19 protein-coding genes are annotated in these 25,221 nt (G+C 39.5%); 6 read left to right on the top strand and 13 right to left on the bottom strand.

All coding sequences use genetic code 11. The features are described 5' to 3' along the window. The first annotated feature begins 20 nt into the window (after positions 1 to 20). From B0169_RS17040 to B0169_RS17050, 3 genes are all read left to right on the top strand, one after another. Positions 21 to 833, top strand: a complete 813-nt coding sequence (locus B0169_RS17040) for a cobalamin-binding protein (protein ID WP_077288118.1) — start codon at positions 21 to 23, stop codon at positions 831 to 833. 1 nt (position 834) lies between these two features. Next, positions 835 to 6,450: an ABC transporter substrate-binding protein gene (locus B0169_RS17045; RefSeq protein WP_077288119.1), complete on the top strand. Its 5,616-nt coding sequence runs from the start codon at positions 835 to 837 to the stop codon at positions 6,448 to 6,450. 128 nt (positions 6,451 to 6,578) lie between these two features. Next, complete coding sequence (locus tag B0169_RS17050) at positions 6,579 to 7,046, top strand: 2TM domain-containing protein (RefSeq protein ID WP_077288120.1); 468 nt, start codon at positions 6,579 to 6,581, stop codon at positions 7,044 to 7,046. 91 nt (positions 7,047 to 7,137) lie between these two features. On the opposite strand, the gene B0169_RS17055 is transcribed toward B0169_RS17050, so the two are convergent. The 6 genes from B0169_RS17055 to B0169_RS17080 all read right to left on the bottom strand — a co-directional run bounded on the left by B0169_RS17055 (position 7,138) and on the right by B0169_RS17080 (position 11,483). Beyond that, positions 7,138 to 7,443 (bottom strand): hypothetical protein, encoded by a 306-nt coding sequence (locus tag B0169_RS17055; RefSeq protein ID WP_077288153.1) that lies wholly within the window; start codon positions 7,441 to 7,443, stop codon positions 7,138 to 7,140. Positions 7,444 to 7,584: 141 nt separating this feature from the next. Then, positions 7,585 to 7,821 carry a hypothetical protein gene (locus B0169_RS17060; RefSeq protein WP_077288121.1) on the bottom strand — a complete coding sequence of 79 codons (237 nt, stop codon included), beginning with the start codon at positions 7,819 to 7,821 and terminating at the stop codon, positions 7,585 to 7,587. A 116-nt stretch (positions 7,822 to 7,937) separates the two neighbouring features. Continuing rightward, positions 7,938 to 8,516, bottom strand: coding sequence for a CAP domain-containing protein (locus B0169_RS17065; RefSeq protein WP_077288154.1), 579 nt, complete (start codon positions 8,514 to 8,516; stop codon positions 7,938 to 7,940). A 382-nt stretch (positions 8,517 to 8,898) separates the two neighbouring features. After that, positions 8,899 to 9,114 carry a hypothetical protein gene (locus B0169_RS17070; protein ID WP_077288122.1) on the bottom strand — a complete coding sequence of 72 codons (216 nt, stop codon included), beginning with the start codon at positions 9,112 to 9,114 and terminating at the stop codon, positions 8,899 to 8,901. 266 nt (positions 9,115 to 9,380) lie between these two features. Next, the gene (locus tag B0169_RS17075) at positions 9,381 to 11,042 is read right to left on the bottom strand and encodes an RluA family pseudouridine synthase (protein WP_077288155.1); all 1,662 of its coding nucleotides are present in this window, start codon (positions 11,040 to 11,042) and stop codon (positions 9,381 to 9,383) included. 156 nt (positions 11,043 to 11,198) lie between these two features. Further along, the gene (locus tag B0169_RS17080) at positions 11,199 to 11,483 is read right to left on the bottom strand and encodes a hypothetical protein (protein WP_077288123.1); all 285 of its coding nucleotides are present in this window, start codon (positions 11,481 to 11,483) and stop codon (positions 11,199 to 11,201) included. A 571-nt stretch (positions 11,484 to 12,054) separates the two neighbouring features. Between B0169_RS17080 and B0169_RS17085 the strand changes: the two genes are divergently transcribed. Further along, positions 12,055 to 13,086 carry a GGDEF domain-containing protein gene (locus B0169_RS17085; protein WP_158077116.1) on the top strand — a complete coding sequence of 344 codons (1,032 nt, stop codon included), beginning with the start codon at positions 12,055 to 12,057 and terminating at the stop codon, positions 13,084 to 13,086. Positions 13,087 to 13,347: 261 nt separating this feature from the next. On the opposite strand, the gene B0169_RS17095 is transcribed toward B0169_RS17085, so the two are convergent. From B0169_RS17095 to B0169_RS17125, 7 genes are all read right to left on the bottom strand, one after another. Beyond that, on the bottom strand, positions 13,348 to 15,624 hold the full coding sequence (locus B0169_RS17095) for a heavy metal translocating P-type ATPase (RefSeq protein WP_077288125.1): 2,277 nt from the start codon (positions 15,622 to 15,624) through the stop codon (positions 13,348 to 13,350). Beyond that, a complete protein-coding gene (locus B0169_RS17100; RefSeq protein WP_077288126.1) occupies positions 15,617 to 16,054 on the bottom strand; it encodes a MerR family transcriptional regulator in 438 nt (145 codons plus the stop codon). Before B0169_RS17100 ends, B0169_RS17095 begins: the two co-directional genes overlap by 8 nt. 175 nt (positions 16,055 to 16,229) lie before the next feature. Next, positions 16,230 to 19,370 (bottom strand): efflux RND transporter permease subunit, encoded by a 3,141-nt coding sequence (locus tag B0169_RS17105; RefSeq protein WP_077288127.1) that lies wholly within the window; start codon positions 19,368 to 19,370, stop codon positions 16,230 to 16,232. Positions 19,371 to 19,385: 15 nt separating this feature from the next. Beyond that, positions 19,386 to 20,993, bottom strand: coding sequence for an efflux RND transporter periplasmic adaptor subunit (locus B0169_RS17110; protein ID WP_077288128.1), 1,608 nt, complete (start codon positions 20,991 to 20,993; stop codon positions 19,386 to 19,388). After that, positions 20,990 to 22,444, bottom strand: coding sequence for a TolC family protein (locus B0169_RS17115; protein ID WP_077288129.1), 1,455 nt, complete (start codon positions 22,442 to 22,444; stop codon positions 20,990 to 20,992). Before B0169_RS17115 ends, B0169_RS17110 begins: the two co-directional genes overlap by 4 nt. Continuing rightward, the gene (locus tag B0169_RS17120) at positions 22,444 to 22,968 is read right to left on the bottom strand and encodes a DUF411 domain-containing protein (RefSeq protein ID WP_077288130.1); all 525 of its coding nucleotides are present in this window, start codon (positions 22,966 to 22,968) and stop codon (positions 22,444 to 22,446) included. Before B0169_RS17120 ends, B0169_RS17115 begins: the two co-directional genes overlap by 1 nt. 150 nt (positions 22,969 to 23,118) lie before the next feature. Continuing rightward, positions 23,119 to 23,496: a CopL family metal-binding regulatory protein gene (locus B0169_RS17125; protein WP_268875733.1), complete on the bottom strand. Its 378-nt coding sequence runs from the start codon at positions 23,494 to 23,496 to the stop codon at positions 23,119 to 23,121. Positions 23,497 to 23,881: 385 nt separating this feature from the next. Between B0169_RS17125 and B0169_RS17130 the strand changes: the two genes are divergently transcribed. Together B0169_RS17130 and B0169_RS17135 are read left to right on the top strand one after the other, a co-directional pair. Beyond that, entirely contained in the window at positions 23,882 to 24,325 is a 444-nt protein-coding gene (locus B0169_RS17130) for a hypothetical protein (RefSeq protein ID WP_143323588.1), read from the top strand. A gap of 391 nt (positions 24,326 to 24,716) precedes the next feature. Then, the gene (locus B0169_RS17135) at positions 24,717 to 25,217 is read left to right on the top strand and encodes a hypothetical protein (protein ID WP_077288132.1); all 501 of its coding nucleotides are present in this window, start codon (positions 24,717 to 24,719) and stop codon (positions 25,215 to 25,217) included. Positions 25,218 to 25,221 lie beyond the last annotated feature (4 nt).

Below are 25,221 nucleotides of genomic sequence, written 5' to 3' on the forward strand. Positions count from 1 at the left end.
ATAAGCCACAAGGAAAATACATGTCTCCTGTTCCTGCACCTAAATGGCCAGAACGCATTATCTGTTTAACAGAAGAAACCACAGAAGCACTTTACTTGATGGAAGAAGATCATCGTATTATTGGTATTTCTGCTTACACGATGCGCCCTGAACGAGCACGTAAAGAAAAGACCAAAGTAAGTGCTTACATCACCGCCAGAACCGAGAAAATTCTAGCATTAAAACCTGACTTAGTTTTAGCCTTTTCTGATATGCAGGCTGATATTGTCGCTGATTTAATAAAGGAAGGTATACAAGTACATTGCTTTAATCATCGAAGTATTAGCGAAACCTTGCAAATGATCCGCACACTTGCAGGCTTAATTGGCCAGCCAGAAAAAGGCGAAAAATTGGTTGCTGAATTACAAAATAATTTAAACACTATCAAACAACAAGCTGATGAATTACCCGTACGGCCGAAAGTTTATTTTGAAGAATGGTTTGACCCCATAATTACCGGCATTGGTTGGGTCAGTGAACTGATCGAAATTGCCGGTGGCATTGACTGTTATCGTGAGTTTTCGACACAATCTTTAGCTAAAAACCGTATTGTTGCCGATGCTAGTGATGTTATTACCAAACAACCTGACATTTACATTGCCTCTTGGTGTGGCCGTAAATTTGATCAAGACAAAGTTACCTCTAGAGTCGGTTGGCAGGAAATACCCGCAATAAAAAATGGCGATATTTACGAGGTCAACTCAACCGATATCTTGCAACCAGGTCCTGCCGCATTAACCGACGGTGTTAAACAACTCGCCGATATTATTAAGCAATGGGCTGAGCACAAATAAAATGTCAAATTTTTTGGGGCTGAGAAATTGCTTCATCGCCATATTATGCACACTTGCTTTTGTCTTTAGTAGCCAAGGCTCGGCACAAGCGCTCGATAAAGTGTCGATTCAACTGAATTGGTTACATCAATTTCAGTTTGCTGGCTACTATGCCGCCAAAGAACAAGGCTTTTATCGAGAACTAGGCTTAGATGTAGAGTTAAGAGAGTTTGATGGCCAAGGAAGCATTGACGATTATGTTATTGAAGGTAAAGCCGATTATGGCATCAGCAATTCCAGCCTACTGGTAGCAAAAAGCAAAGGCAAACCCGTTGTTATCGTTGCACAAATATTTCAGCACTCACCGGCAAACCTTGCCACTTTGCGATCTTCTAATATTTCTAGCCCATTTGATCTCATCGGTAAACGTATCATGATGAGCTCAGCATCAAAAAATTTCGATCCTGTCACCGCTATGCTCTTGCAAGCACAAGCTCAGGCTAAAATGAGTGCTTTTACTTGGCAAGACAATAACGAACAATTTTCGGCACTGATTAACGGTGAAACGGACGCAATTTTAATTTATAACACCAATGAACCATTTGAATTTGCCCGCGCTAACATAGATATTTTTACAATCGATCCTAGAGATTACGGCATCGATTTTTATGGTGACAACCTATTTACTAGCGAATCAGAAGTAAAAAATAACCCACAACGTGTGCAAGCTATTCGTCAAGCAACCATCAAAGGCTGGAAATACGCGCTAAACCATAAAGCTGAAGTTATTAAACTGATCGAAAAAAAATATAACAGCCAAGGTAAATCTCATGAGCACTTAAGCTTTGAAGCCGAGGAAATCAGTAAAGTTATTTTGGCTAAGTTTATTGCTATTGGCTCAATTGCTCGTACCAGAATGGAAAAAATAAACGAAATTTATCATCAACTTGGTATGACAAACTCACCTTTTTTACCTGAAAACATTTTACTAGATGATGCTTTAGAAAACTTTGCAGATAAGCATATTAGTCACGACAGTAGCACGTTATTAATAATATCTATGGTATTGATATCATTATTATTAATATCTATCACTTTAGTATTACCTAAGCTTATAACCCAACAACGCTTAGTTGCCTTTATGGCGTCACGAAAATTTCCGTTTATTGTGCATTCAATTTCAGTATTGAATATCACCATTATTTTCAGCGTAATATATCTCACCTTACAAGATAATGAAAAAAGCACACAAAGCAGCATAGAGAAAAATCTTGAGTCTGTTGTCAGTGCAACAAAAACCAGACTTAATGACTGGGTAAGTGAACAAGAATACTTATTACAGCAAATGAGTGCTGACAAAAAAATTATTCAATTAACCCAAAAATTAAATCAGCAAGCGCCACAAGCAGAAAAACTAATCACCTCATCAGCATTGCAAGATATACGACAATATTTTCGACAAAGTAACCTGCAAGGCCAAGGCTTTTCTATCATCAATAGAGACAATATAAGCATTGCTTCAAATCACAATGAAAACTTGGGGAAAATCAATGTCATCGCACAACAAAAACCTGAACTGCTAAGTAGCGTATTTGCTGGCGAAACACGCTTTGTCTCGCCAATAAAAACCGATCAGAACGTCCTTTTTGGTAATAGCAGTAACCCGATAGATCAATTCAACATGTTTATTGTTATCCCTATATTTGATGATAATCAACACGTTATTGCAGCATTAGCACTAAAAATTCAAACTAGCGGCCAAATTTCTGACATTATGCAGCAAGGTCGTATTGGGGCATCAGGCGATAGTTACTTGGTGAATGAGCAAGGGCAAATGCTCTCTAAAAGTCGTTTTGAAGCCAGACTGTCGATATTAAAGTACTTTCAAGATCATAGTAAAAATAACCAACTGATCACGCTAAAAGACCCGCAAATTAATATTACCGAAGCACCGAATGCCGTTATTGATACTCAAGCTTTACCATTTACCTATATGGCTAATCACCTTATAAATACAATGTATAAGAATAACAGTAACTTAATAGTAAAAGACAAAATAGCGACCAATGTTTTAGGTTACAACGACTACCGTGGCGTAAGCGTTTACGGGGCTTGGTTATGGCACTCAGAATACGGCTTTGGTATAGCAACAGAAATCGACGTTAATGAAGCAATGTTAGGCTTAAACTCGCTGCGTAATAAATTAATGTTAATTTCATTTTTCACATTATTACTGACCTTAACCGCTAATATATTTACCGTTACTGTTGGCCAACGTTCAACAAAATATATGCGACGTTCAAAAGCTGAATTAGAAAAAATAGTTAAGCAACGCACCACCGAATTACATCAACGTGAACGGGCAATGTGGGAGCTTTATGAATACGCGCCCGTTGCTTACGCCACGTTAAATAGCCAAGGCCAGTTTATCAAGCACAACTGTGTATTTGCCAAGATGTTCAAGCGCCCTAGAGAGCTTTTTGTGTCCTTAAATTGGCAAGAATTTGTCGATCCAAAGCACTATGTTCATCGCATATTTCAGAATAAGTCTCATCTTTTGGAATGTGAAATTCCAGTAAGAATTAGTGACAGCCAAACCATAGATACCATGCTATCGGCTTTACCTGTCTACGATGAAAATGACCAACTGACTGAGGTACGACTAACCCTTATCGATGTAACACAACGAAACGCCGCTAAAGCACAATTTGCTGCGTTGATGGAATCGGCACCTGACGCTATTTTAATGTTAGATAAAAACAGCGAACACCGTATTGTAAACTCACAAGTATTAACGATGTTTGGCTATGACAAAGATGAGCTTATAGGTGAGAAAATTGAACGCTTATTACCCGAAGAAAAATGTTTACAGGTTTTCGAACGTCTACTGAACGCACCCCACACTGAAAAACAACGCTTAGAATTACTCGGCAAACGTAAAAATGGCGATGAATTTTCCGCCGAGGTTACCGTAAATTCAATTGATATTCACAACGAGCGCTTTATCGTTGCTATTGTCAGAGACATCACCGAACGTAAACTTAATGATCAAGCACTGGCAGAGCAAGTGCTATTTCAACAGGCGTTGGCTGATACTATTCCTTATCCTATTTTTGTTAAAGGCACCGATTCGCGCTTTATTAACGTTAATAAATCATATGAAGAAACGTTCAATGTCAGGCGCGAAGATGTTATTGGTAAAACGGTACTCGACCTTGACTATCTACCCTTGGCTGATCGACAAGCTTACCAAGCAGAAGATACCGCTCTTATTGCTTCAATGGGCATGGTTCGAAAAGAAATTCCGTTGGTTTACGGCGATGGTTTAACCCATTCAACCATGTACTGGGTAAAAAGCTTTGCCAAAGCCGATGGTAGTATTGGCGGCCTACTAGGTACGTTTGTTGATATCAGTGAACAAAAAATGGCCGAGCAAACCTTAGCACATGCTAAGTGTTTAGCTGAAGATGCGGTAAAAGCAAAATCTAACTTCTTGGCTAATATGTCGCATGAAATACGTACGCCAATGAATGCGATAATTGGCATGTCAGCGTTAGCACTGAAAACCCATTTATCGCCGCAACAACAAAACTATATTTTTAAAGTTAATCGTGCTGCCGAGTCTTTATTAGGCTTAGTAAATGATATTTTGGATTTTTCAAAAATTGAAGCCAATAAGCTCGATATCGAAGTTATTCCATTTTGCCTAGACGATATTCTCGATAACCTCGGTAATATGTTAGTAGATAAGTTAACAGAGAAACAAACTGAGCTTATTTTTGACGTTGAAAAAGCCGTTCCTATTGACTTAATTGGCGACCCTTTACGTCTTAGTCAAATACTGACCAATCTCGGCAGTAATGCCGCGAAATTCACAGAACACGGTGAAATAAAAATTCATATATCTTGCCTTAAAAAGCACAATAACAAGGTAACCTTACAATTCTCTATTTGTGATACCGGCATAGGAATGAGCACCGAACAGCAAGAAAAGCTCTTCCAATCATTCAGCCAAGCTGACGCTTCAACCACAAGAAAATACGGTGGTACAGGCTTAGGGTTAGCAATATGTAAACACTTAGTTGAGCTATTAGGTGGCGAAATATGGCTAGAAAGCCAAGAAGGACAAGGCAGTCAATTTCATTTTACTGTCGATTATCAATGCCAATCGTTAGCCCAAAGCCAAGCCAAAAGGCCTTATTTATCATCACTTCAAGGTGGAAAAGTTGCTTTAATCGCTGATAACGAGAGCTATAAACCTATTTTACTGCGCATGTTGCAATCGTTTGGCTTTATTGTCGAGCACTTCAACTCAGTCACCAGCGCGCTGGCCGAGTTAAAACAAAGCAACCAAACTTTTGATGCTTTAGTTTTTGATCTGGTTAATTGCACTGATCAGCAAAGTTGTCGTGATATCAGTTCAATTCGGGATGCTAGCATCGATTTACCCATATTACATATTTTGCCGAACCGACAAGAAGTAGCAAACCAAGCACTCAATAGCGATGATAAATATTACGTTACCTGTAAGCCAATTACTTCTTCGAATTTACTCGACAGCTTATTAATTGCTTTAGGGCATGAAAACCTACGAAACATTAAATATACCTCAGCTCCGCTTATTGAGCAGTCGGCAATCAATGCCTTGCAAGGGGCAAAAATATTGTTAGTTGAAGATAATGAGATAAACCAAGAATTGGCAACCGAACTATTAAGCCATCACGGCATTGCAGTAACCGTAGCCAATAACGGTCAAGAAGCGATAGATTATTTGCAACAGGAGAGCTTTGACGGTGTGCTGATGGATTGCCAAATGCCAGTAAAAGATGGTTACACTGCAACACGAGAAATTCGCCAAGATGCACGCTTTATCGATTTACCTATTATTGCCATGACCGCCAATGTCATGGCTGGCGATCGAGAAAAATCTTTACGTTCAGGTATGAACGAACATATTGGCAAGCCCATTAATACTAGCGAACTTTTTAGTAAATTAGCTCAATGGGTTGTGCCGAGCAAGCCAAGTAATCATCAACAGCAAACGCCTTCATATGAAAATGACGTACTTAGCCTACCTGAGCTTGAGGGTATCGACACCGCCGCAGGTTTAGCAATAGCACAATATAATCAGCCATTATATCTGCGACTGCTGCTTAAGTTTAAGCATAACTACAATCAAGCTATTGAGCCTATAGCACTGGCAGCGGGTAACCATGATTTTGCTACAGCTGAACAGCTGGCTCATACCTTAAAAGGTGTTGCGGGTAATATCGGTGCTCAACAACTTTATACACTTTGCCAGCAATTAGAAGATGATGCCATACAGCATGATATAAAAGCCTCACGACTTGAACAGTGTCGAAATGAACTAAACCGTATTCAATTATCATTAACTCAACTCGAACAGCAAGCCGTCGTTGAGCAAACCTTTAACGTTAATGATTGCAAAGCATTATTTGAGCAATTAATTATAGATGTAGATAATTATGATGTAGCAGCCATAGATACCATTCAGACATTATTATCGATGACACATCAACAGCGCTACCATCAACAACTAAAAGATATTATGACAAAGGTTGAAATATACGAATTTGACGATGCAGCCACGTTACTCAAGGAAATTAACATGTCATGATGAGCCTGCTCAACAACACTATAAGTTACTGAATTTTAACAACTGTCACAAAGTTGTCAGGTAAAAGTCGTAGTAAAAGAAGAGTAACTAATCAATAATTTAACCAGAACAGCAACAAGGGGAAGTAAATGACCGTTCGAAAATTAAGACTTAAACGAGCATGGTCTCAGGAGCAATTAGCCCAGTTTAGTGGTTTGAGTATTCGAACAATTCAACGCATTGAACGTGGTCAAAAAGCAGGTTTGGAATCACTTAAATCTCTTGCCGCTGTTTTTGAGGTTGAACTTGATGAATTACTAAAGGAGAAGGATATGAGCAACTCGGACACCTACAACGATGAAGAAACTCGAATTATCGAACATGTTCAGGACATTAAGGGATTTTATAGCCATCTGATTAATTATGCAGTTGTTGTACTCGGTTTATTCTTACTGAACTTTCTTGTTAGCCCTGGTTATTATTGGGCTTGGTGGGCTGCATTAGGTTGGGGAATTGGTGTGATATCACACGGTTTGAGTGTGTTTGAAGTTTATAGCTTTTTTGGCGCTGATTGGGAGAAAAAGCAAATAGAAAAACGCTTAGGTCGAAAACTATAATTTCGTTTGCTTTGTGCTTACCTCCTCAAAATGCTGAGGAGGTATACGTTAACACAGAGGATAGAGTGATTTTTAGATTAAACCACTGATATTAATGTAAATATGCCATAACTAGTTGCAATAAAACCATAGCGCCCATTATATACATAATCAACTTTCTAGCTTTCAAAAACCTGACGACTTCAACATCAGTAACCGTAGAGAAAAAACCTGTCTCAAGTGACGCTGACAAATTAGCACTTGTGACTGACCGCTTTGATGCTCCCATAGCGTTTTCTGATAGTTTTTCCCATTCTTCTGAATAAGCAGCAGATAAGTATTTACACATATCTCTAAATAGTTTGATTTGGATAAAAACGAGTAAAATAATAATGCCCAGTGGAATAAAAATATCCATGCACTGCAGTCTCCCATCCGTATAGCCCATTAATAACGAGCATAAAATTGTTGGCTAAAAAAATGAATCCAAAGTACAAAATACTAACTCATTTACACTGAGTAGTTAACTTACTCACGGTACTGCATGAAAGCAACCCATTCACTTTTCAATCTTTTGTGGTGATGCACTATATAACCAACTGAAAAATTTAATCCCTGTAAAATATAAAGCCAATATAGTAATAATCTTAATGATAAATTTAAAAAGATCAAAAGGATCAGACCACATGTTATAGTTAACACCGATGGTAAAAAGTAACCAATCAGCGCCAATTAAAGTAAAGATGAGTGCCATATACCTTGTCAAAAACGGTAACTCTTTTTTTAATTCAGCCATAAAAATTTCCTTAAAATAACAAGCCCCGTTAAAGTGCTTTTTATTCATTTACTATAATTTACGGCTAAACGAAATCATAAGCACTACCTGAGCTTAATGTTTAAACCGGTGTTATTTTATTGTTTTTTTTGTTGTAGGATAAACAAACTCTTATTCGGTATTTCACTAGCATCAGTAGGATAAGATTGATTTTTTTGATATCCCTTTGTTAAATATACTACCCAATACTCGACGTGAGGCGACTCATTTTTCTTTATAAACGCAACACCTATTTCATCTTGCTCTAAATAAAATTCATGTTCACCAAGCAAATGCGATCTATGGGCATCTGAACTCTTAAAAGCATCCCATACTGCTATTGCATTTGAATAGCCACCGGCAATAGCTTCAACTTGGTTGCTATTAAAGTCACCACCATAATGTTTAGGCAATTTATAGCCCGCCTCCCTTAATCGATCATTGGGGCTTCCGCCCAGATTATGCATAACAAGGCCAAAATCTGCCATTTTGATAGCTTTAGCCTCAGCGACAGCAGTTAATACTCTATTACAGCGAATTTTGCTTCGCTTTTGCTCGCTATCCTCCATGATCAATTTGGATAAGAGGACAGCCTGCTCGTTATTTCCGCAGTCACTTGTCTCGCTTGCAAATACAGAAGAGCTGCACAGTAGTAGAATAATACCTAGTTTTGACATAATAGTTTGTGCCCTTTTAAAAGCCTGATAATCGTTTGCTAAAATGTGAAACGAAGCGAAACTGAGCAAACGCTAAACAGTCTCGCTTTAAGTTTTGTAACCTAGCTACTCTCAATCGTATTACGAATAGCACTTGTTGTATTGGCTTACTCAATTCGGTATCTCATCGCCAAAAAACTTATCAACAATAGAGTCTTAGCTTTAAAGCCATTAACCTGAGTAGCTAAATCACCACGGAAGTTTCTTCTAGCTAGCTCATGGCACTCTAAGATAACCAAAAATATCAGTCGGCTCTTAGCACTTTGTGCTGCTTGTAACTGACAGATCAGTATTGCTATTCGTGTTGTATGTTCACACTATTTAGCCAGCCATAAAATAACAATTAGCATAAACCGCAATCATCATTTTTAGCGTCAAGTAGTTCAATGCGTTTTGTAATTTCGGTAGCTTCTAGGAGGCAAAGCGAAGCAATAATAGAGTGGTAAACATCGCTATTATTAACATCACCTAAAGGGTATAAATCTTTATCTTGAGTATTAAAACCTGTCGCAACATCAGAAATTAGTGCTCTGATTTCAGTTATTATATCGTTGAGCATACTCAATGCTTATCCTTGCAATTAACTACTTATTACTGAAATTTCTCAGTAATATCATTCCGTAACTTTGATTAGTTGCTAATGAATATCCCATAATTTCAATAAATTAGAAAGGTTAATTTACCAAGGCCAGTCTATTTAACTTGAACTCTGGATAAGCAGCACTTGAATATCAAGCACTCATTATCCAGAGTTCAGGTTATTTAAGTATAATTTATTAGCTGCTAACGGCTTTATAGCAGCAACAAGGTTGCCAATCAACTAACTCAAAAGTCTGCAGCAACTTCAAAAACTAAAGCTTGATGATTAATGGGGTGTTGCAACGACAAGTACTCGGCATGTAAATGCAGTCGCTGTGCTTTTGAACCATAATGATCATCACCGACAATCGGCATATTTAAACCATCTTGATGAGCGCAATGTACGCGTAGTTGATGCGTACGTCCCGTTTTAGGAAATAGGTGTAAACGCGTGGTGTTATTTTTTCGCTCCAATACTTGCCAAGTTGTTAATGCCGGTTTACCGTACTGATAACAAACCATTTGCCGTGGTTTATCATCAAAATCTAGCCGTAGTGGTAATTCAATCGTGCCAAAATCAGCTTCAACATTACCGCTAACTAAAGCCACATAACGTTTCTCTATGGTGCGCTCAATAAATTGTTTTTGAAGCGCTTTATGAGCGCGCTTATTTAAGGCGATAATCAACAGTCCTGAAGTCGACATATCCAAACGATGCACAATTAAAGGCCCAGACGCCTCTGGAAATTGGTTTTTAATTCGCATATACACAGAGTCGGTGATGGTTTTCCCCGGCACTGATAAAAACTCAGCCGGCTTATTAACCACTAACAGATCGTCGTCTTGATAGACGATGGCTAAGTCTTTACCTTGTGCGGGATTGATCAACAAGGGGTTATCTTCAACATCTAAGCCCTGAAGCATATGCCCTAAAATAGGCTGGCATTTACTGTAGCAAGAAGGATAGTAATTCTTATGCTGCCTGATAGCTGACTTAGGTGCCGCGCCCCACCAAAACTCAGCCATAGTAACGGGAGTTAAATTATGTAAATAAGCATATTGCAATAATTTAGGCGCAGCACAATCGCCCGCACCTGCTGGTGGAGTATGATCAGGTAGCTCAGCAAAAATAGCGTTGAGGTCTTTAGTGGCACCGTTGGCGTTGAAAAACTGATATTGCGCGAAAAGTTTTTTCTGTAAATTTTTAGAACGGGCTTTACGCTGCTTCTTTAATTTGGCAATTTCGCTGGTAATGTTGTCTAAGGTTTGCTGCAATAATGCCAGCTTACTTTGTCCATCTTGCTTTAAGGCTTGTAGCTGTTTTTTTTCGTAAATGCTCTGCCCTGCCAATACAATTTTTAGCTGCTCAAATTCATCCGCGGCTAACTGCGCAACGGCTTCATCTCGCTGCTTTTTTCTTTCTTGGCGATTAGCAACTATTAACCGTTGCTGCGCTGATAACGCCTGTTGATAAAGGTTAGTCGCCTCATTAAGCGCATTCGTTGCATTTGTGAGTTGCTCACTGGTTTCTAATTGCTCAATTTCAGCATTAATGTTGTTAATAATACGATTTTCAGCTAGAAAAGCATCATCTTGTAATTGCATATCAGACACTGCAGGAACAAAATTTATTGCTGTATTATCATATGCTAACTGCCCTGAAAAAGCCGATAAATAACCTAACTGCTGTTGAGCATTCTTAACCACCAAAACACCTAACATTTTACCTGCATCGCCTGCACCACCCATAATGTCAGGGTGCTTTTCTAGCGTCTGCTGCAATTGTTCAACCGCAGCAATAGCAAGTGTCTGTGGCTGATAATAGAACGGAAAGGTAAACTTTTCAGGCAAGCTAATATCGGCAACAGACTGAGAAAATGAGGTAAAACAAGATTCAAGGTTTGGCATAGCAATATAATACTGAGATATTTGCGAAGAGATATTTTGCGATAATACCATACTCGACGATATCTCACTAAATTAGCTGAGGTGATGAATAGCAAAGCTCTCAATTATTCACTTTATTTTCCTTACTTAACCTGAATAACTCAGTTATTTAATGCTTTATTCGATAATGGCGACGCCTGCAACTTCAACAACAGTTTTAGCCTCGGCACGTTCAATAATTTTAACTAACGTGGTTTGGATCGTTTCGTCTTTTCTAACATCATGTTCACTCGAAAAACGTTCTTCTTGAGCACTTGCTCCTGCCTCTAAAATAAAACTTACCACCACTTGTGTCGCGCAATCTTCTGTGGGACCAAAATAAGCTAGTGTTATTTGCGGATAACCTTGAAAACCATTTTTAACTTTCTTTGCGATACGTTTTGTCGATTTGTCTAGATTCATAATAAGTGCCTTAAAGAAGTCTTCAGCCCAAATAATAGGCTGATAATTGTTTGTTAAAATATGCTAGGACATCACAAATAGCAAACCTTAGCGGCTCTAAAAATACTTTTTTACCTATTTAGTCCGTAAAGCATGATTTTATTGCCATTCATAAACCATGATTAAATTACAAGGCTTATAAAAAAGGAGGGAAATCGTTGCTTTCGTCTGAATTTTAAACTCATTATTGCAAATAACGGCTACGGGTAAATCCACTAATTTTATCTACTTTTCATTTTAAAAATAGCGTTAATTAACCGTCATCATTTACATTCAACAGTCGAACAATAAACGCACAGCTCATGTATTTGCTGATTGCACCAAAATAGTAAAAGTGTTAGAAACACGGGTACGGATAAAAACTTAAGGTGTACTGTATAGGTAAAGGGGTAATTTTGTAACAACAATACAAAAACGAATATTCCCGCTTAGCCTCTATTATGCTTCAAATTATATGAATACAGCCGTTAGCGAAAAAAATTTTAATAAACCCGAAAGCTTTTCAACCTTTTTAATGTCGCAATGTTTAAGCATGCGCCGTTGGGCTTTGATCGTGGCATTACTTTTATATATCGCATTTGCTGTCATGGACGTCATAAAATTTCCAAGTGAAATATATAAAATAACACTATCAACACGGTTTATTTTTGTCATTATTCCCCTGCTGTATTTAAATTTTCTTTATTGGATCAAACCTCCTAAATCTATCCGCTCAAATGTCTTCTTAATGCTGATCATCTATTTAGGCAGCGGCTTGAATCACAGCTTAATTTATTATATTTCTGAATTAAATGGCTTTGCATTTTCTGAGCTTGGTATCGTGCTGATCATTATGTTTGGTTGTTTGTTGTTGGTATTACCTATTAAGCAAGCAAGTGCTGCAACCGTTATTATTTTATCTGTCTATACCTTAGTCAAACTGCATGCCGACCATCAACTTTCAGATTTATTATTTATCTTAATTATTTTGAGCTTTGTCACCGGCATTTGCTTAACCGTTAGCTTAGTCGGCCAAAAAACTATTTATCAAAACTATTTATTAATCAATAAGCTATATAACGAGTCGATAACTGATGGCTTAACCAAGCTTAATAATAAAAGAGCTTTTCAAGAGCAAATAGAGAGACTTACCTCAATCGCAATGCGTGACGAAACCAGCATTGGACTTATTTTTATTGATGCCGACTATTTCAAGGCAGTAAATGATTCTTTTGGTCACAGCACTGGTGATGACCTATTAAAAAAATTAGCCCAAGTCGTCGATGCAAAATGTCGTCGCTCAACAGATGTTGGCTTTCGAATCGGCGGTGATGAGTTTGCACTTATTCTTTACGGAGCAGATGAAAAAACCCTTGAAAGTGTTTGCCAAGAAATAGTCGCAGATGTCGCTACTTTTGATTTAAAAATTGACAAAAAAAATGTGCAAACTTCTGTTTCAGTCGGTGCCACGTTAAAATCTAAAAGCGCCAAAATCACCAGCGCTAAATTGATTGAATTAACTGACCAATATTTATATGAAGCAAAAAGAAAAGGGAGAAATCAATTTCAATTAAGCTGCCTTTAATGATCAAAAACAGCTAATCAAGTTGCGAAAGCCCTTGCTGTATTCGTGCTTTTTATTCAACAACTAGTGTGCCTATGTACATTTTCATCGAGCAATAAAAAGCGTATTCGCCTGCTAACATGGCAGGTAATTCAACGGACTTGTTTACGCCTATCGGCAACTTTAGTCGGCTTATATAACCAAAAACACCATATAACTATGGCAATAAGCGCTAAACCAATGATATTAACAATTATCATGCGATATTCTCCAATACTGTTATTAATGCTCTTTAGCTTTAAAAAATCGTAAACGATTGGCATTACTGACAACCGTTAGTGACGAAAAGGCCATTGCGGCGCCGGCAATAACTGGATTTAATAGCAAGCCAAAAAATGGATACAACACACCAGCAGCAATTGGCACACCCGCGACGTTATAAATAAAAGCACCGAACAAGTTTTGTTTAATATTTTGTAATGTTGCTTTACTAATGGCAATCGCATCAGCAAGCCCATGTAACGAGCCTCGCATTAGTGTGATATCTGCACTTTCTATAGCAACATCGGTTCCCGTACCTATTGCAAAGCCAACATTGGCCAGCGCCAGCGCCGGCGCGTCATTAATACCATCGCCAGTCATGCCAACAATTTCACCTTGCGCTTGCAGCTCTGCCACTTTATTAGCTTTTTCAGCTGGTAACACTTCAGCAAAAACCTCAGTAATACCTACTTTTTTTGCTACAGCATTTGCGGTTGCTCTATTGTCACCGGTGAGCATAACCACGCGAATACCACTGGCTTGTAGACGTTTAATGGCAGCAACAGAGTCGGTTTTGATCGGGTCTGATACGGCAATAATTGCGGCTAACTTTTTATCAACAACAAGGTACATTGGCGTTTTAGCTTCATCAGCAAACTGTTGTGCTTGGCTAATAAAACCATTAAGCGCAATATGCTTACTTAGCATCAGTTTTTGATTACCAAATAACAATTGCTGACCATTAACGTTAGCTTGAATGCCGTGACCGGCAATGGCTTTAAAGTCACTCGCATTTTCAGGATCTATACCTTGTTTAATAGCGGCATTAACAATCGCTTGTGCTAATGGATGTTCTGAGCCACTTTCAATACTGGCGGCCATGGTTAAAATATTCTGTTCTGTATAGGTTTTATCGATAACAATAATGTCAGTTACCGTTGGTGCTCCCTCAGTAATAGTGCCGGTTTTATCCAAGATCATGGCGGTGATTTTCGCCGAACTTTGTAAGGCCTCGCCATTACGAATTAACACGCCTGCTTCTGCGGCTTTACCCACACCGACCATCACCGACATTGGTGTGGCTAATCCTAGTGCACATGGACAAGCAATAATTAACACCGTTGTGGCAGAAACCACGGCAAAAGCCAAAGTAGGATCAGGGCCAAAATTAAGCCAAGCTAAAGCACTAACAATAGCGATGATGATAATCATCGGCACAAAGTATCCTGAGATCACATCCGCTAAACGCCCAATGGGTGGCTTAGCATTTTGCGCTCGTTTTACCATAGTAATAATTTGCGCTAATGCCGTATCTTTACCTATCCGAGTCGCCTTAAATAAAATGCTGCCTGACTTATTTAACGTGCCGGCCACAACCTCGTCTTCTTCAGCTTTCTCGACCGGCATTGGCTCACCCGTCAACATAGACTCATCAATGGTGGTATGCCCTTGTACCACGACACCATCGACAGAGATTTTTTCGCCAGGTCGAACACGGACAATATCATTAAGCTGCACTTGTGTTATGGCGATATCAATTTCTTGTTCCTTACCGGCAACAAGACGAATAACACGTGCGGTTTTTCCTTGTAAGCCAATTAAACGCTTGATCGCTTCACTGGTTCGTCCTCTTGCTTTCACCTCTAAGGCAAGCCCAAGGTTGATCAGCCCGAGGATCATCGCGGTAGCTTCAAAGTAAACATGACGCGCCATCTCAGGTAATACCATTGGAAAAAGCACGACAATCATTGAATATAGCCAAGCGGTCGTTGTCCCTAAAGCAATCAAAGTATCCATATTCGCATTATGATTAACAAAAGACTTCCAAGCTCCTATGTAGAAGTGCTTACCAGCGAAGTACATAGTACCAAGACATAACAATCCGATTAACAACCAAACGGCTCGCGCTAATGATGTATCAACAGTCATAGGGCCACCGGCAATACCATAAATCATCAATGGCGCACCAAGCCCCATGGCTATCCACACTTGTTTGATTAATTGAGCGTAATATTTTTCATCAGCAATTTCTTTGTCATCTAATAACTGCTCATCACTTGCTTGATGGCTACTTTTGGCACTGTAGCCAATAGTTTCAATTTTATTGATCAGGCTATCAACGTCAGCCTCACCCGTCACCACAACAGTGCGCAGGGCAAAGTTCATTTCAGCATGCTCAACACCTTTGACCTGCTGCAATGCGGTTTCTATTTTATTAACGCAACTGGCACAGCTTGCCCCTTCAACCAGTAGTTCTTGGCTTTTGTTTTTAGCTAAATTACGCTCAAACTTATTCATGACTAGTACCTCTATCAAGCTTAGCCTCAGTGATATCGCCTTCAATTAAATGACAAATCATATGCCCAGTAGGTGCTTTGTCTGGCTTATGTTGCCAGTCAGTAATTGATTTTTTTAACTTCTCCCTTAATAGCAGCGCCTGCTGAAATTGCTTTTCGGTTTCGGCCAATCGACGTTCGACAATTTCTCTTACTAGCGGGCATGCAGTGTGCCCTTGATCTGATTGAGATAAAATATCTTTGATTTCTTTAACCGTGAAGCCTAATTGACGAACACTTAAAATAAACTTAAGTCGTTGTTGAGCTTTTTTATCATATGATTTATAGCCGTTTTCGGCTTTTTTACTGGCACTAATAAATCCGATTCGCGTGTAATAACGCACCGTATCGGCGGTGGTATGCAATGCATTTGCTAATTCAGTTACTTTCATTATCCACACCTTGTGCAATATTAATAAAATAATAACTCATCTTACACCTGTGTCTAAGACACAGGTCAAGTGGTAAAACAACTCCAGCTCGGATTAAGCGACTTAAGCCAATAATGCTAAAAATCAATGCGTTATAAAGCGCATTCCTCCGAGCTGAAACGAAATACGCTGATACTTATACCGGCTTAATTAACGCTGATCGCCACAGGTAATAAAGTGTAGGTAAAATCAGTAAGGTTAAAATTACGGCACTAAACATACCGCCAACCATAGGTGCAGCAATTCGACTCATCACTTCAGAGCCTGTGCCAGTACCGTATAAAATAGGTAATAAGCCAACAATGACGGTGCCTGCGGTCATCATTACCGGCCTAACACGCATACCGGCGCCATGTAATACTGCTTGTAACACATCAGTTTTAGTCGTCGTGATAGATTTTTCATGATGCTCAATGAGCATAGCTTGATAGGCTTGATTTAAGTACACTAACATAATCACGCCTATCTCTACTGCCACACCTGCCAGCGCAATAAAACCAACACCAACAGCCACAGAAAAGTTATAACCTTCCAAATACATTAGCCAAATACTGCCCACCATTGCTAGCGGTAAAGTCCCCATGATCATCGCAACTTCAATCACATTTCTAAAGTTTAAGTAGAGTAAAACAATAATAATAAACAAGGTTAACGGCACCACATATGCCAACTTAGCTTTTGCGCGTTCCATATATTCATACTGGCCAGCCCAAGCAATCGAATAACCCGCAGGTAAGACAAGCTCATCGTCAACCACCTGCTGCGCCGCAGCAACATAGCCACCGATATCGACACCTTCAATATCAACAAATGCCCAGCCATTTAAACGCGCGTTTTCCGACTTAATGCCTGGTGGGCCATCTTCAATAAAAACATTAGCCACATCACCTAATGAAATACGCTGGCCATTAGGCGTAACAATCGGCAATAGGGCGAGCTGTTCAGGTGAGTCGCGATAATCTTGCGAATAACGTAAATTTACGGGGTAACGCTCTAAACCTTCCACCGTTTGAGTCACATTCATACCGCCAATAGCTGTTGCAATAACTTGTTGAATTTCAGCAACATTTAAACCATAACGAGCGGCTTTAGCACGTTGAATATCAATTTTGATATAACGACCACCGGCAACACGCTCGGAATAAACCGAAGCGGTACCTGGAACATCAGCCAATATTTTTTCGATTTGCTGACCAATATCTTGAATAACATCCAATTTAGGTCCTGCGATTTTAATACCTACCGGGGTTTTAATGCCGGTGGCTAACATATCGATACGCGTTTTTATTGGCATCACCCAAGCGTTAGTCACGCCTGGCAACTTAACTAAAGCATCTAACTCTTGCTTTAAACTTTCGGTGGTAACCCCTTCGCGCCACTGTGCTTGCGGTTTTAATTGAATAAAGGTTTCAATCATAGTTAATGGCGCGGCATCAGTTGCGGTTTCGGCTCGGCCAATTTTACCGAATACCGTGTTAACCTCAGGTACCGTTTTGATCAGTTTATCGGTTTGTTGTAATAACTGACGAGCTTGCCCGACAGAAATTCCAGGATACGTTGTCGGCATATACATCAGATCGCCTTCATCCAATGGCGGAATAAATTCACTGCCGATTTTATCGAGCGGATAAAAACCAATCGCTAACACCGCGACAGCCGTTAACAGGGTTACTTTTGGAAACCGTAAGACCGTTTTCAGCGCTGGCAGATAAAGCATAGTGAGAAGTTTATTGACCGGATTTTTATGCTCAGCTAACACTTTGCCACGAATAAAATAGCCCATTAAAACCGGTACTAAAGTAATCGCCAGTGCCGCAGCTGCTGCCATGGCATAAGTTTTGGTAAAGGCTAATGGCGCAAACATTCGCCCTTCTTGTGCTTCCAAAGTAAAAACCGGAATAAAACTCACGGTAATAATTAATAAAGTAAAAAATAATGCCGGACCGACTTCACTGGCTGAATCAATCACCACTTGCCAACGGTTTTCTTTGGTTAAGGCTTTGCCTTGTGACGTCAGCCGTTCCATATGTTTATGCATGTTTTCTATCATCACAATAGCACCATCAACCATGGCGCCGATAGCAATAGCGATACCGCCCAATGACATGATATTGGCATTCAGTCCTTGCCAGTACATGACTAAGAAAGCGCTTAATATCCCCACAGGTATACTGAAAATAGCCACTAAAGATGAGCGCACATGAAACAAGAAAATAACACAAACCAGTGCAACCACAGCAAACTCTTCTAACAACTTGTACGCTAAGTTATCAACCGCACGCTCAATTAACGCTGAACGATCGTAAACCGGTATAATTTCTACACCCGCTGGTAAACCTTTTTTAAGTTGCGCTAGTTTTGCTTTTACACGATTAATCACTTGCTGAGCGTTCTCGCCAAAACGCATCACAACAATTCCGCCAACGGTTTCGCCCTCGCCATTAAGTTCAGCAATACCCCGACGCATTTGTGGCCCAGTGCCAATCTCAGCAACATCTTTTAGCAATAATGGTGTGCCATTTTGATTAACACCTAATGGAATATGTTCAAGATCCGCAATACTTTTGATGTAGCCGGTCGCTCGCACCATATATTCGGCTTCTGCCATTTCAACAACCGATGCGCCTATTTCTTGATTACCTTGCTTAATAGCCGTTTGAATCAACGACAGCGGAATACCATATGCCCTTAATTTATCGGGATTAACCCTGACTTGATATTGCTTAACCATGCCGCCCAACACAGAAACTTCTGAAACGCCGGGCACAGTTTGCAACTCATACTTTAAAAACCAATCTTGAATACTTCGTAGTTTACTTAAATCATGCTGCCCAGTTTTATCAACTAAGGCATACAAATATACCCAACCAACACCAGTAGCATCAGGGCCGAGTTGTGGACGAGCATCACTTGGTAGACTTGGGGCTACTTGGCTTAAATATTCTAGTACCCGCGAGCGAGCCCAATATAAGTCAGTATCTTCATCAAAAATGACATAAACATAGGAATCACCAAAAAAAGAATATCCTCGTACAGTCACCGCTCCAGGTACTGACAACATGGCCGTTGTTAACGGGTATGTCACTTGGTCTTCGACCACTTGTGGTGCTTGTCCGGGGTAGTTGGTTTTTATGATCACCTGTACATCAGATAAATCAGGTAAAGCATCAATAGGGGTTTTATTTATTGCAAATAAACCAGCCCCCACCAGTAACAGCGTAGCCAGTAGCACAAAAAAACGGTGAGTAACGGACCAACGAATAATCGCAGCAATCATAACTGTTTAGCTCCTTTACTCGTGGCTTGAATGATCAACAGCACTGGCTTCATCATGAGAAGTGGCTGCTGATGTTTCTTCATCAGTTAGTGGAGATATTTCAACAATAACAAAGTTACCATCGCGAATTTCAAAACTGAACTTAACCGACATGCCTTGGCTCAACCCAGTCAAACTAACGTTATCATCAGTAATAAAATCTACCGTTGCTGCCGGTCGCCGCCACTTTTCGATAGCTGAACGACTGATGTTAATCATGCCATGATCAGGCATTAATGAATTAATCGTGCCGGTAGCGCTTGCCCAAGATACGTCAGCGCTTGAGCCAGCAACTTCTTGAGCCTGAGACATCGCCATGCCAGCCATGGAATTCGACATATCATCATGATTCATTCGTTTAAAGTCAGATGATTTACTTGACTCAGAATCCAGTAAGAACTGCGCCGAACTGACGACTTTTTCACCTTCATTTAGCCCAGCAAGTATCTCAACGCTATCACGATCGAACCGACCAACATCAACCGCAACAGATTTAAAGCTGCCTTGTCCTAATGCCAAAACAACTCGGTCTTGATGACCCGTTCTGATCAAGGCTTCTTTAGGTATTACTAAAGCGCTAGCACTATCACGACTTTGAATAGTTATTTGTGCAAACATATTCGGCTTTAGCTCGCCTGTCGTGTTATCAAATCGTAAGCGTACAATGGCCGTTCTGGTGTTGGCATTTAGCATCGGGTGTATATGTTCAATACTGCCAATAAACTCTTTGTTGGGTAAGTAATCTAAACGCATCACCACTCTGTCTCCCATCGATAACTGCGCAGTTTGTCGCTCAAATACTTCAGCTTTTAACCAAACTTCACTTAAATCAACAATCGACAGCATCATAGTTTCGGGCTGAACATAAGCACCTTCACGTATTGCTAATGTTTCTACCACGCCATCTTGCGGTGCATAAAAAGTAATTTTTTGTTGGGGCTTTCGGCTTTGTTTAAGTTGTGCAATATCAGATTTCGGCAAATTCAGCGCACTTAACCTTTGCTCAGCAGCACGAATTAATGACTTATTTTTTCGAGCTAATGCTAGTAATAACTCTTCTTGAGCATTAACTAATTCTGGTGAGTAAATGTCGTATAACGCTTGGCCTTTTTTTATTGGGTCACCAACAGCTTTAACATGTAATTTTTCAATCCAACCTGCTACTCTCGGGTGAATATAAGTAAACTTATCTTCGTTATAAGTCACATAACCAACGGTATTAATTTCTGTCGTTAAGCGCTGATAACTCACCTCAGCCGTACGCACGCCTAAGTTATTAATGACATTGGAAGAAATTCGAATAGTACCCACGCCTTCATCAGGTCCGCTACCATCGTCAGCGTAAACCGGTACTAAATCCATGCCCATAGGTGATTTACCAGGCTTATCACGACGATAATTAGCATCCATAGGTGCAACCCAATAGAGTGGATTTTGCTCTGCGGGTGCCATACTGACGTCTTGCCCATCGGTAATAGGAGCAAATTGGCTGTATGCAAAAAATGTTAATATAACCCCAATCACCATGCCGCTGACCACCGCAATTGTTATCGGCTTATTATTTTGTTCTGTGTTACTGCTCATTTGCTCTCTCCAGACATCATTGCATATTGGCGACTGTTATCAGCATGCGGGCCATTGTTAGTCATCGTTGAATTAATACCGCCGATAAAAAGGTAATTTAATTCCAGGTGTATTTTTTGTTCTTCAACATTGAGCGTTAAGTGGTCTATTTCGGCATTTAACAGCGCAATACGTGCACGTACCACTTCAGAAAAATCGCCGTCATCATTGGTATAAGCCGTCAATGCAGCTTCCGCTTGCTCATGCGTTTGTGGCAGTAGCTTTGTTTGGTATAAATGTTGTCTGTTTTTTAAACGTAAAAGTCGACCTTTAGCGCTAGAATAAGCGCCGAGTAACTGTCTCAGTAATAATAACTTTTCTGTTTTTATCGCTTCAGTTTTAGAGACAGCCGAGCGTACTTCGTTGTCTTGACGATCTTCTGTAAAAATAGGTAAATCGAAAGTAACACCAACCGAAAATAAATCGGCTCGGCTTGCCCCCATAGGATCATCCCCACGATAGCCATAGCTAGCGTTAACGCCCCACTCAGGCTTGTACTTTTGTTTAGCGAGTTTAATACCTGTTTTTGTCGCATTAACTTTTTTATTAACCGCTACTACAGCAGGATGCGAAAAAAAGTAAGCCACTAACGCTTGTGGCTTAAGCCAGGTCTCGGCATAAATTAACTGACGATTTAGCAAATCAATGGTCGGTAACTGCTGGCTAAGTGTAAAGTTATGCCATGACAAACCGGTGAATAAATCAGTCTCTTCAGTGGTATTTTTTTCTGTGGTTAATTCTGTTACCCACTGTGAGAGCACGCCATCATAGTTACTTTTCTGTTGTGCAAGTTGATCTAACCGCTCTTCCAATCGAGTTAATTCAAGCTGTACTCTAACCAAATCTTGCTGACGAGTTTTCCCTAGCGCTGATGAGTAACTGGCCGTAGCAACCTCGGTTAATTGTTCAAACAAAGCTCTGTTTTTTTCAATTAACACCATACTCTGCTGTACTCTAAAAGCATCCAACCACGCACCACCTACCGTGACCGCTACTTTTGCTTCTCGGTCTAAACGCTGATAAGGATAAACTTCACTTTCAAGCTTAAGTTGTTGGCTTGTAAACTTTAATGTTTCGCCACGAGGGAACATTTGGGCAACGGATACTTTAATTTGCGTCATCCCCTCTTGATTGATATCGAAACCATTGATGGGTAAATTCGCCACCCCCAACGACACTTTGGGAGCTGGCAAGGTATCAACGGCAATACTGGCAGACTCAACAGCGTCTTGTTGATAACGATTACCTTGTAACCAAGGGTCGTGTTTTTGTGCTGCTTTAATCGCTTGCGTAAAGGTCAAAACCTTTGTGGTTGCTACTGAAGGCTGTGCAAAAACAGTCAAGCTCGCCATCATTAACCAGCCAAGACTTAACTTTATCGTTACTAAGCTATTGTTACGATTTCTGAGCATTAGAATTGTTCCTCATACGACTGAATACTGGCATATACCTGATAGCTACCGTCAGACTTCAGTAACAAAATTCGGTAAGGTTGAAACTTCTCGTCAACTTCCATTCCAGGGCTACCAACAGGCATAGCGGGAACGGATAAACCGATAATATCGTTCGGGTGTTTTTCTTGCAGAAACTGTTCAATAAACTTGGCTGGCACGTGCCCTTCAAAAACATAGCCTTGTTGCGAAATAGCGGTGTGGCAAGAGCGATATCTAGGCGCAATGCCTTTTTCGGTTTTGATCAACGATAAGTTATCTTGGTTATATACCGTTGAGGTTAAGCCGTGCCCATTAATATGATTGAGCCATTTTTCACAGCATCCACAGCTTGGACTTTTATAAACCTCTAAATGAACCGCTGTAGCATTAACGCTAGCAGTCGCTAATTTATCAGCTACGGGCTCGTTATCTGAGCAGCTAGCAACAAGCCATGCCAAGACCAAAATTGCCGTGAATTTTAAGATAATTTTATTTGAAGACATAATTTCCCCAATAGAGATAATAATTAATAATTTACGATTAATTAGGGTAATTTGATGTGTGTAATACGAGTTTAAAGCACAAAATCAAAAAGCCTAATACAGAAAAGATGAAAATAAATGTGCCAAATTTTGGACACAATTATGCTGTATTTAGCTTAATATCGGTGGACGATAAAGAGAGGTTGGCTGTTGACTAGTTATCGAGTCAGCATATGAAGGAATTCTAGGCGAGGAAAAAAAAGCGTAATGCCCTGTGTACTTAATTAATGCTATAACGGTTGCACAACCGCCGGTAAAGCAATTACAGCTTTTAACACAGCAATTTTCTGAACTAGCTTCTGCTTCAACGCTTGAGTCCATCGCCATACTTTGGTTGCAATGTTCCATCATCTCTTGACTTTGTGTGTGCTCGCCCTTCCCCGACATGCTCATCATATGATAAGACATAGCTGTCGTTGCCATTGACTGACCGATGAAAGTCAAACATAGCAGCAATATCATTAATGATTTAGAAAGGTTAAAAATCACGAGTAGCCAAAGTAAGATTAATTACCGTTAATGATACAAGAGTTATTGAATTATTCAATCACTATTCTCACAACTACACACTATAAAATAATAACTTGCCACTATCCCTAGCCTCTAATCACATGCCAGCTATGGCTGAGTTTTAGAGATTATACGCCATGTAACAAATGCCATTACCTAGCCCATGTAATGTCGTGTAATGGTTATCTTGAGTGCTCAACTACTATGATATCAAACTTGAAGTGAATGTTTTTAGTTAGCCTGTAGGCACACAAAACAAGTTGCTCAATAAAGTACGAATAGATCGTAAAAATTCAACTGTTATCAACCATAAAATATAAGTAGAGCCAAAATAACCATGAATAGTTATCGATTGGAGAGAGACATGAGCGTACCAAGGTCATTTATCAATTATATGAAAATTATGCGTGAATATTATAAGTCTGGCGCAACTCGCCAAGACCCTGTGCCTCAAGACTTTAACTTTGATGATATCGAAGTTGATGCCAGCTCGTATGGCTTCATTGGTAACGATAATTTTGATCGCAACATAAATGATATCGGTAACAACAAGATAAAAAAAAATCAACAGCCGATACCAAGCAGTGTTAAACCAAGCATTGTTAAACCAAGCAATGTTAAATTATTATCAAAAAATACTATTGCAAAAACAGAAATTACCACTATTGATTTATTTGGGCAAAATGACAGGCTAAACAAGCTTAGTCAACAGCCACTAACACCAAGCAAAACAACTTCAGTTTTGGCGAAAAAATTTAAAACTGCTTTTTCTACTATGGTGACTAACTTCAGTCAAAAGTCCAAATAATAGCAATAGCTTTATTGATAATATTAAGGCAAGACTTCGCACAGAATTAACACCGCATAAAAAACTAATATTCAATAGCTTAAGTTAAAACCCAACATTTAAGCTCAATAAAAATCAATAAAGAGTGTCTACTCACTATTGCTTTCATTAACCGGATTTTTTAAGTATTGATTTATTCATTCTCGGTTGCTAGTTTATTGTTCAGCCTTTTATTGAGAAGTAGTGTTAGCAAAACACAACTCATAAATATATCTGCATATTACTTCAGGCTAATTAACCATTTTCTCGTATCGATAATTTTTCTGACAAGCGTCACTAAACACTTATCTTAGATACTTAATAACTAATAACTAATAACTAATAACTAATAACAACTGAAGAGAACAAGATTATGACCACTGAGCAGACCGCCAACGAAACAGCCGCTGAAGATATCACTTTTTATGTCAATATGGACTTTAGTAAACTTGCTAACGACATTAATAACGGTAATGTTGCGCACCAATTTAATGGCAAAGGCCGAAAAGTCACTTATCTAACTGCTGAGCAAGAGTCGACTTATTTTTACTACTCATCAGACAGCGCCGGTGAAGATAAAATAACACCGCCGTTTGAAATGAGCGACGGCGATACTGTGACCTGTTGGCTACAAGCATGGAATAATGGCGACGGCAGCGATAGCAGCAAAGCGAAGTTTAAATGGAAAAACATTCTGCAAAATCGTTTTGATTTACATCAGGTATCAACAGAAAGTAAAGCGCAAGTAACTTATAAAGCAGTAATCACCGAAGGGGCGACTGAAACTGATACGGTGATCATTAATATTCACTTTAAACTTAATGGTGATAAGTTTTCAATCGCTTGGGATCCTCAAGTTATTGTAAAGCGATAAATTA

The sequence above is a fragment of the Cognaticolwellia aestuarii genome (assembly GCF_002000025.1).
Lineage (GTDB): Bacteria > Pseudomonadota > Gammaproteobacteria > Enterobacterales > Alteromonadaceae > Cognaticolwellia > Cognaticolwellia aestuarii.

What these genes read in the sequence shown, in the direction of transcription:
- B0169_RS17130 (WP_143323588.1), top strand. Translation starts at nt 23,882, where the DNA reads ATGAGCGTACCAAGGTCATTTATCAATTATATGAAAATTATGCGTGAA.
- B0169_RS17075 (WP_077288155.1), bottom strand. Translation starts at nt 11,042, where the DNA reads ATGCCAAACCTTGAATCTTGTTTTACCTCATTTTCTCAGTCTGTTGCC.
- B0169_RS17135 (WP_077288132.1), top strand. Translation starts at nt 24,717, where the DNA reads ATGACCACTGAGCAGACCGCCAACGAAACAGCCGCTGAAGATATCACT.
- B0169_RS17085 (WP_158077116.1), top strand. Translation starts at nt 12,055, where the DNA reads ATGCGCCGTTGGGCTTTGATCGTGGCATTACTTTTATATATCGCATTT.
- B0169_RS17120 (WP_077288130.1), bottom strand. Translation starts at nt 22,968, where the DNA reads ATGTCTTCAAATAAAATTATCTTAAAATTCACGGCAATTTTGGTCTTG.
- B0169_RS17095 (WP_077288125.1), bottom strand. Translation starts at nt 15,624, where the DNA reads ATGAATAAGTTTGAGCGTAATTTAGCTAAAAACAAAAGCCAAGAACTA.
- B0169_RS17050 (WP_077288120.1), top strand. Translation starts at nt 6,579, where the DNA reads ATGACCGTTCGAAAATTAAGACTTAAACGAGCATGGTCTCAGGAGCAA.
- B0169_RS17080 (WP_077288123.1), bottom strand. Translation starts at nt 11,483, where the DNA reads ATGAATCTAGACAAATCGACAAAACGTATCGCAAAGAAAGTTAAAAAT.
- B0169_RS17065 (WP_077288154.1), bottom strand. Translation starts at nt 8,516, where the DNA reads ATGTCAAAACTAGGTATTATTCTACTACTGTGCAGCTCTTCTGTATTT.
- B0169_RS17115 (WP_077288129.1), bottom strand. Translation starts at nt 22,444, where the DNA reads ATGCTCAGAAATCGTAACAATAGCTTAGTAACGATAAAGTTAAGTCTT.
- B0169_RS17055 (WP_077288153.1), bottom strand. Translation starts at nt 7,443, where the DNA reads ATGGATATTTTTATTCCACTGGGCATTATTATTTTACTCGTTTTTATC.
- B0169_RS17100 (WP_077288126.1), bottom strand. Translation starts at nt 16,054, where the DNA reads ATGAAAGTAACTGAATTAGCAAATGCATTGCATACCACCGCCGATACG.
- B0169_RS17105 (WP_077288127.1), bottom strand. Translation starts at nt 19,370, where the DNA reads ATGATTGCTGCGATTATTCGTTGGTCCGTTACTCACCGTTTTTTTGTG.
- B0169_RS17070 (WP_077288122.1), bottom strand. Translation starts at nt 9,114, where the DNA reads ATGCTCAACGATATAATAACTGAAATCAGAGCACTAATTTCTGATGTT.
- B0169_RS17060 (WP_077288121.1), bottom strand. Translation starts at nt 7,821, where the DNA reads ATGGCTGAATTAAAAAAAGAGTTACCGTTTTTGACAAGGTATATGGCA.
- B0169_RS17040 (WP_077288118.1), top strand. Translation starts at nt 21, where the DNA reads ATGTCTCCTGTTCCTGCACCTAAATGGCCAGAACGCATTATCTGTTTA.
- B0169_RS17045 (WP_077288119.1), top strand. Translation starts at nt 835, where the DNA reads ATGTCAAATTTTTTGGGGCTGAGAAATTGCTTCATCGCCATATTATGC.
- B0169_RS17110 (WP_077288128.1), bottom strand. Translation starts at nt 20,993, where the DNA reads ATGAGCAGTAACACAGAACAAAATAATAAGCCGATAACAATTGCGGTG.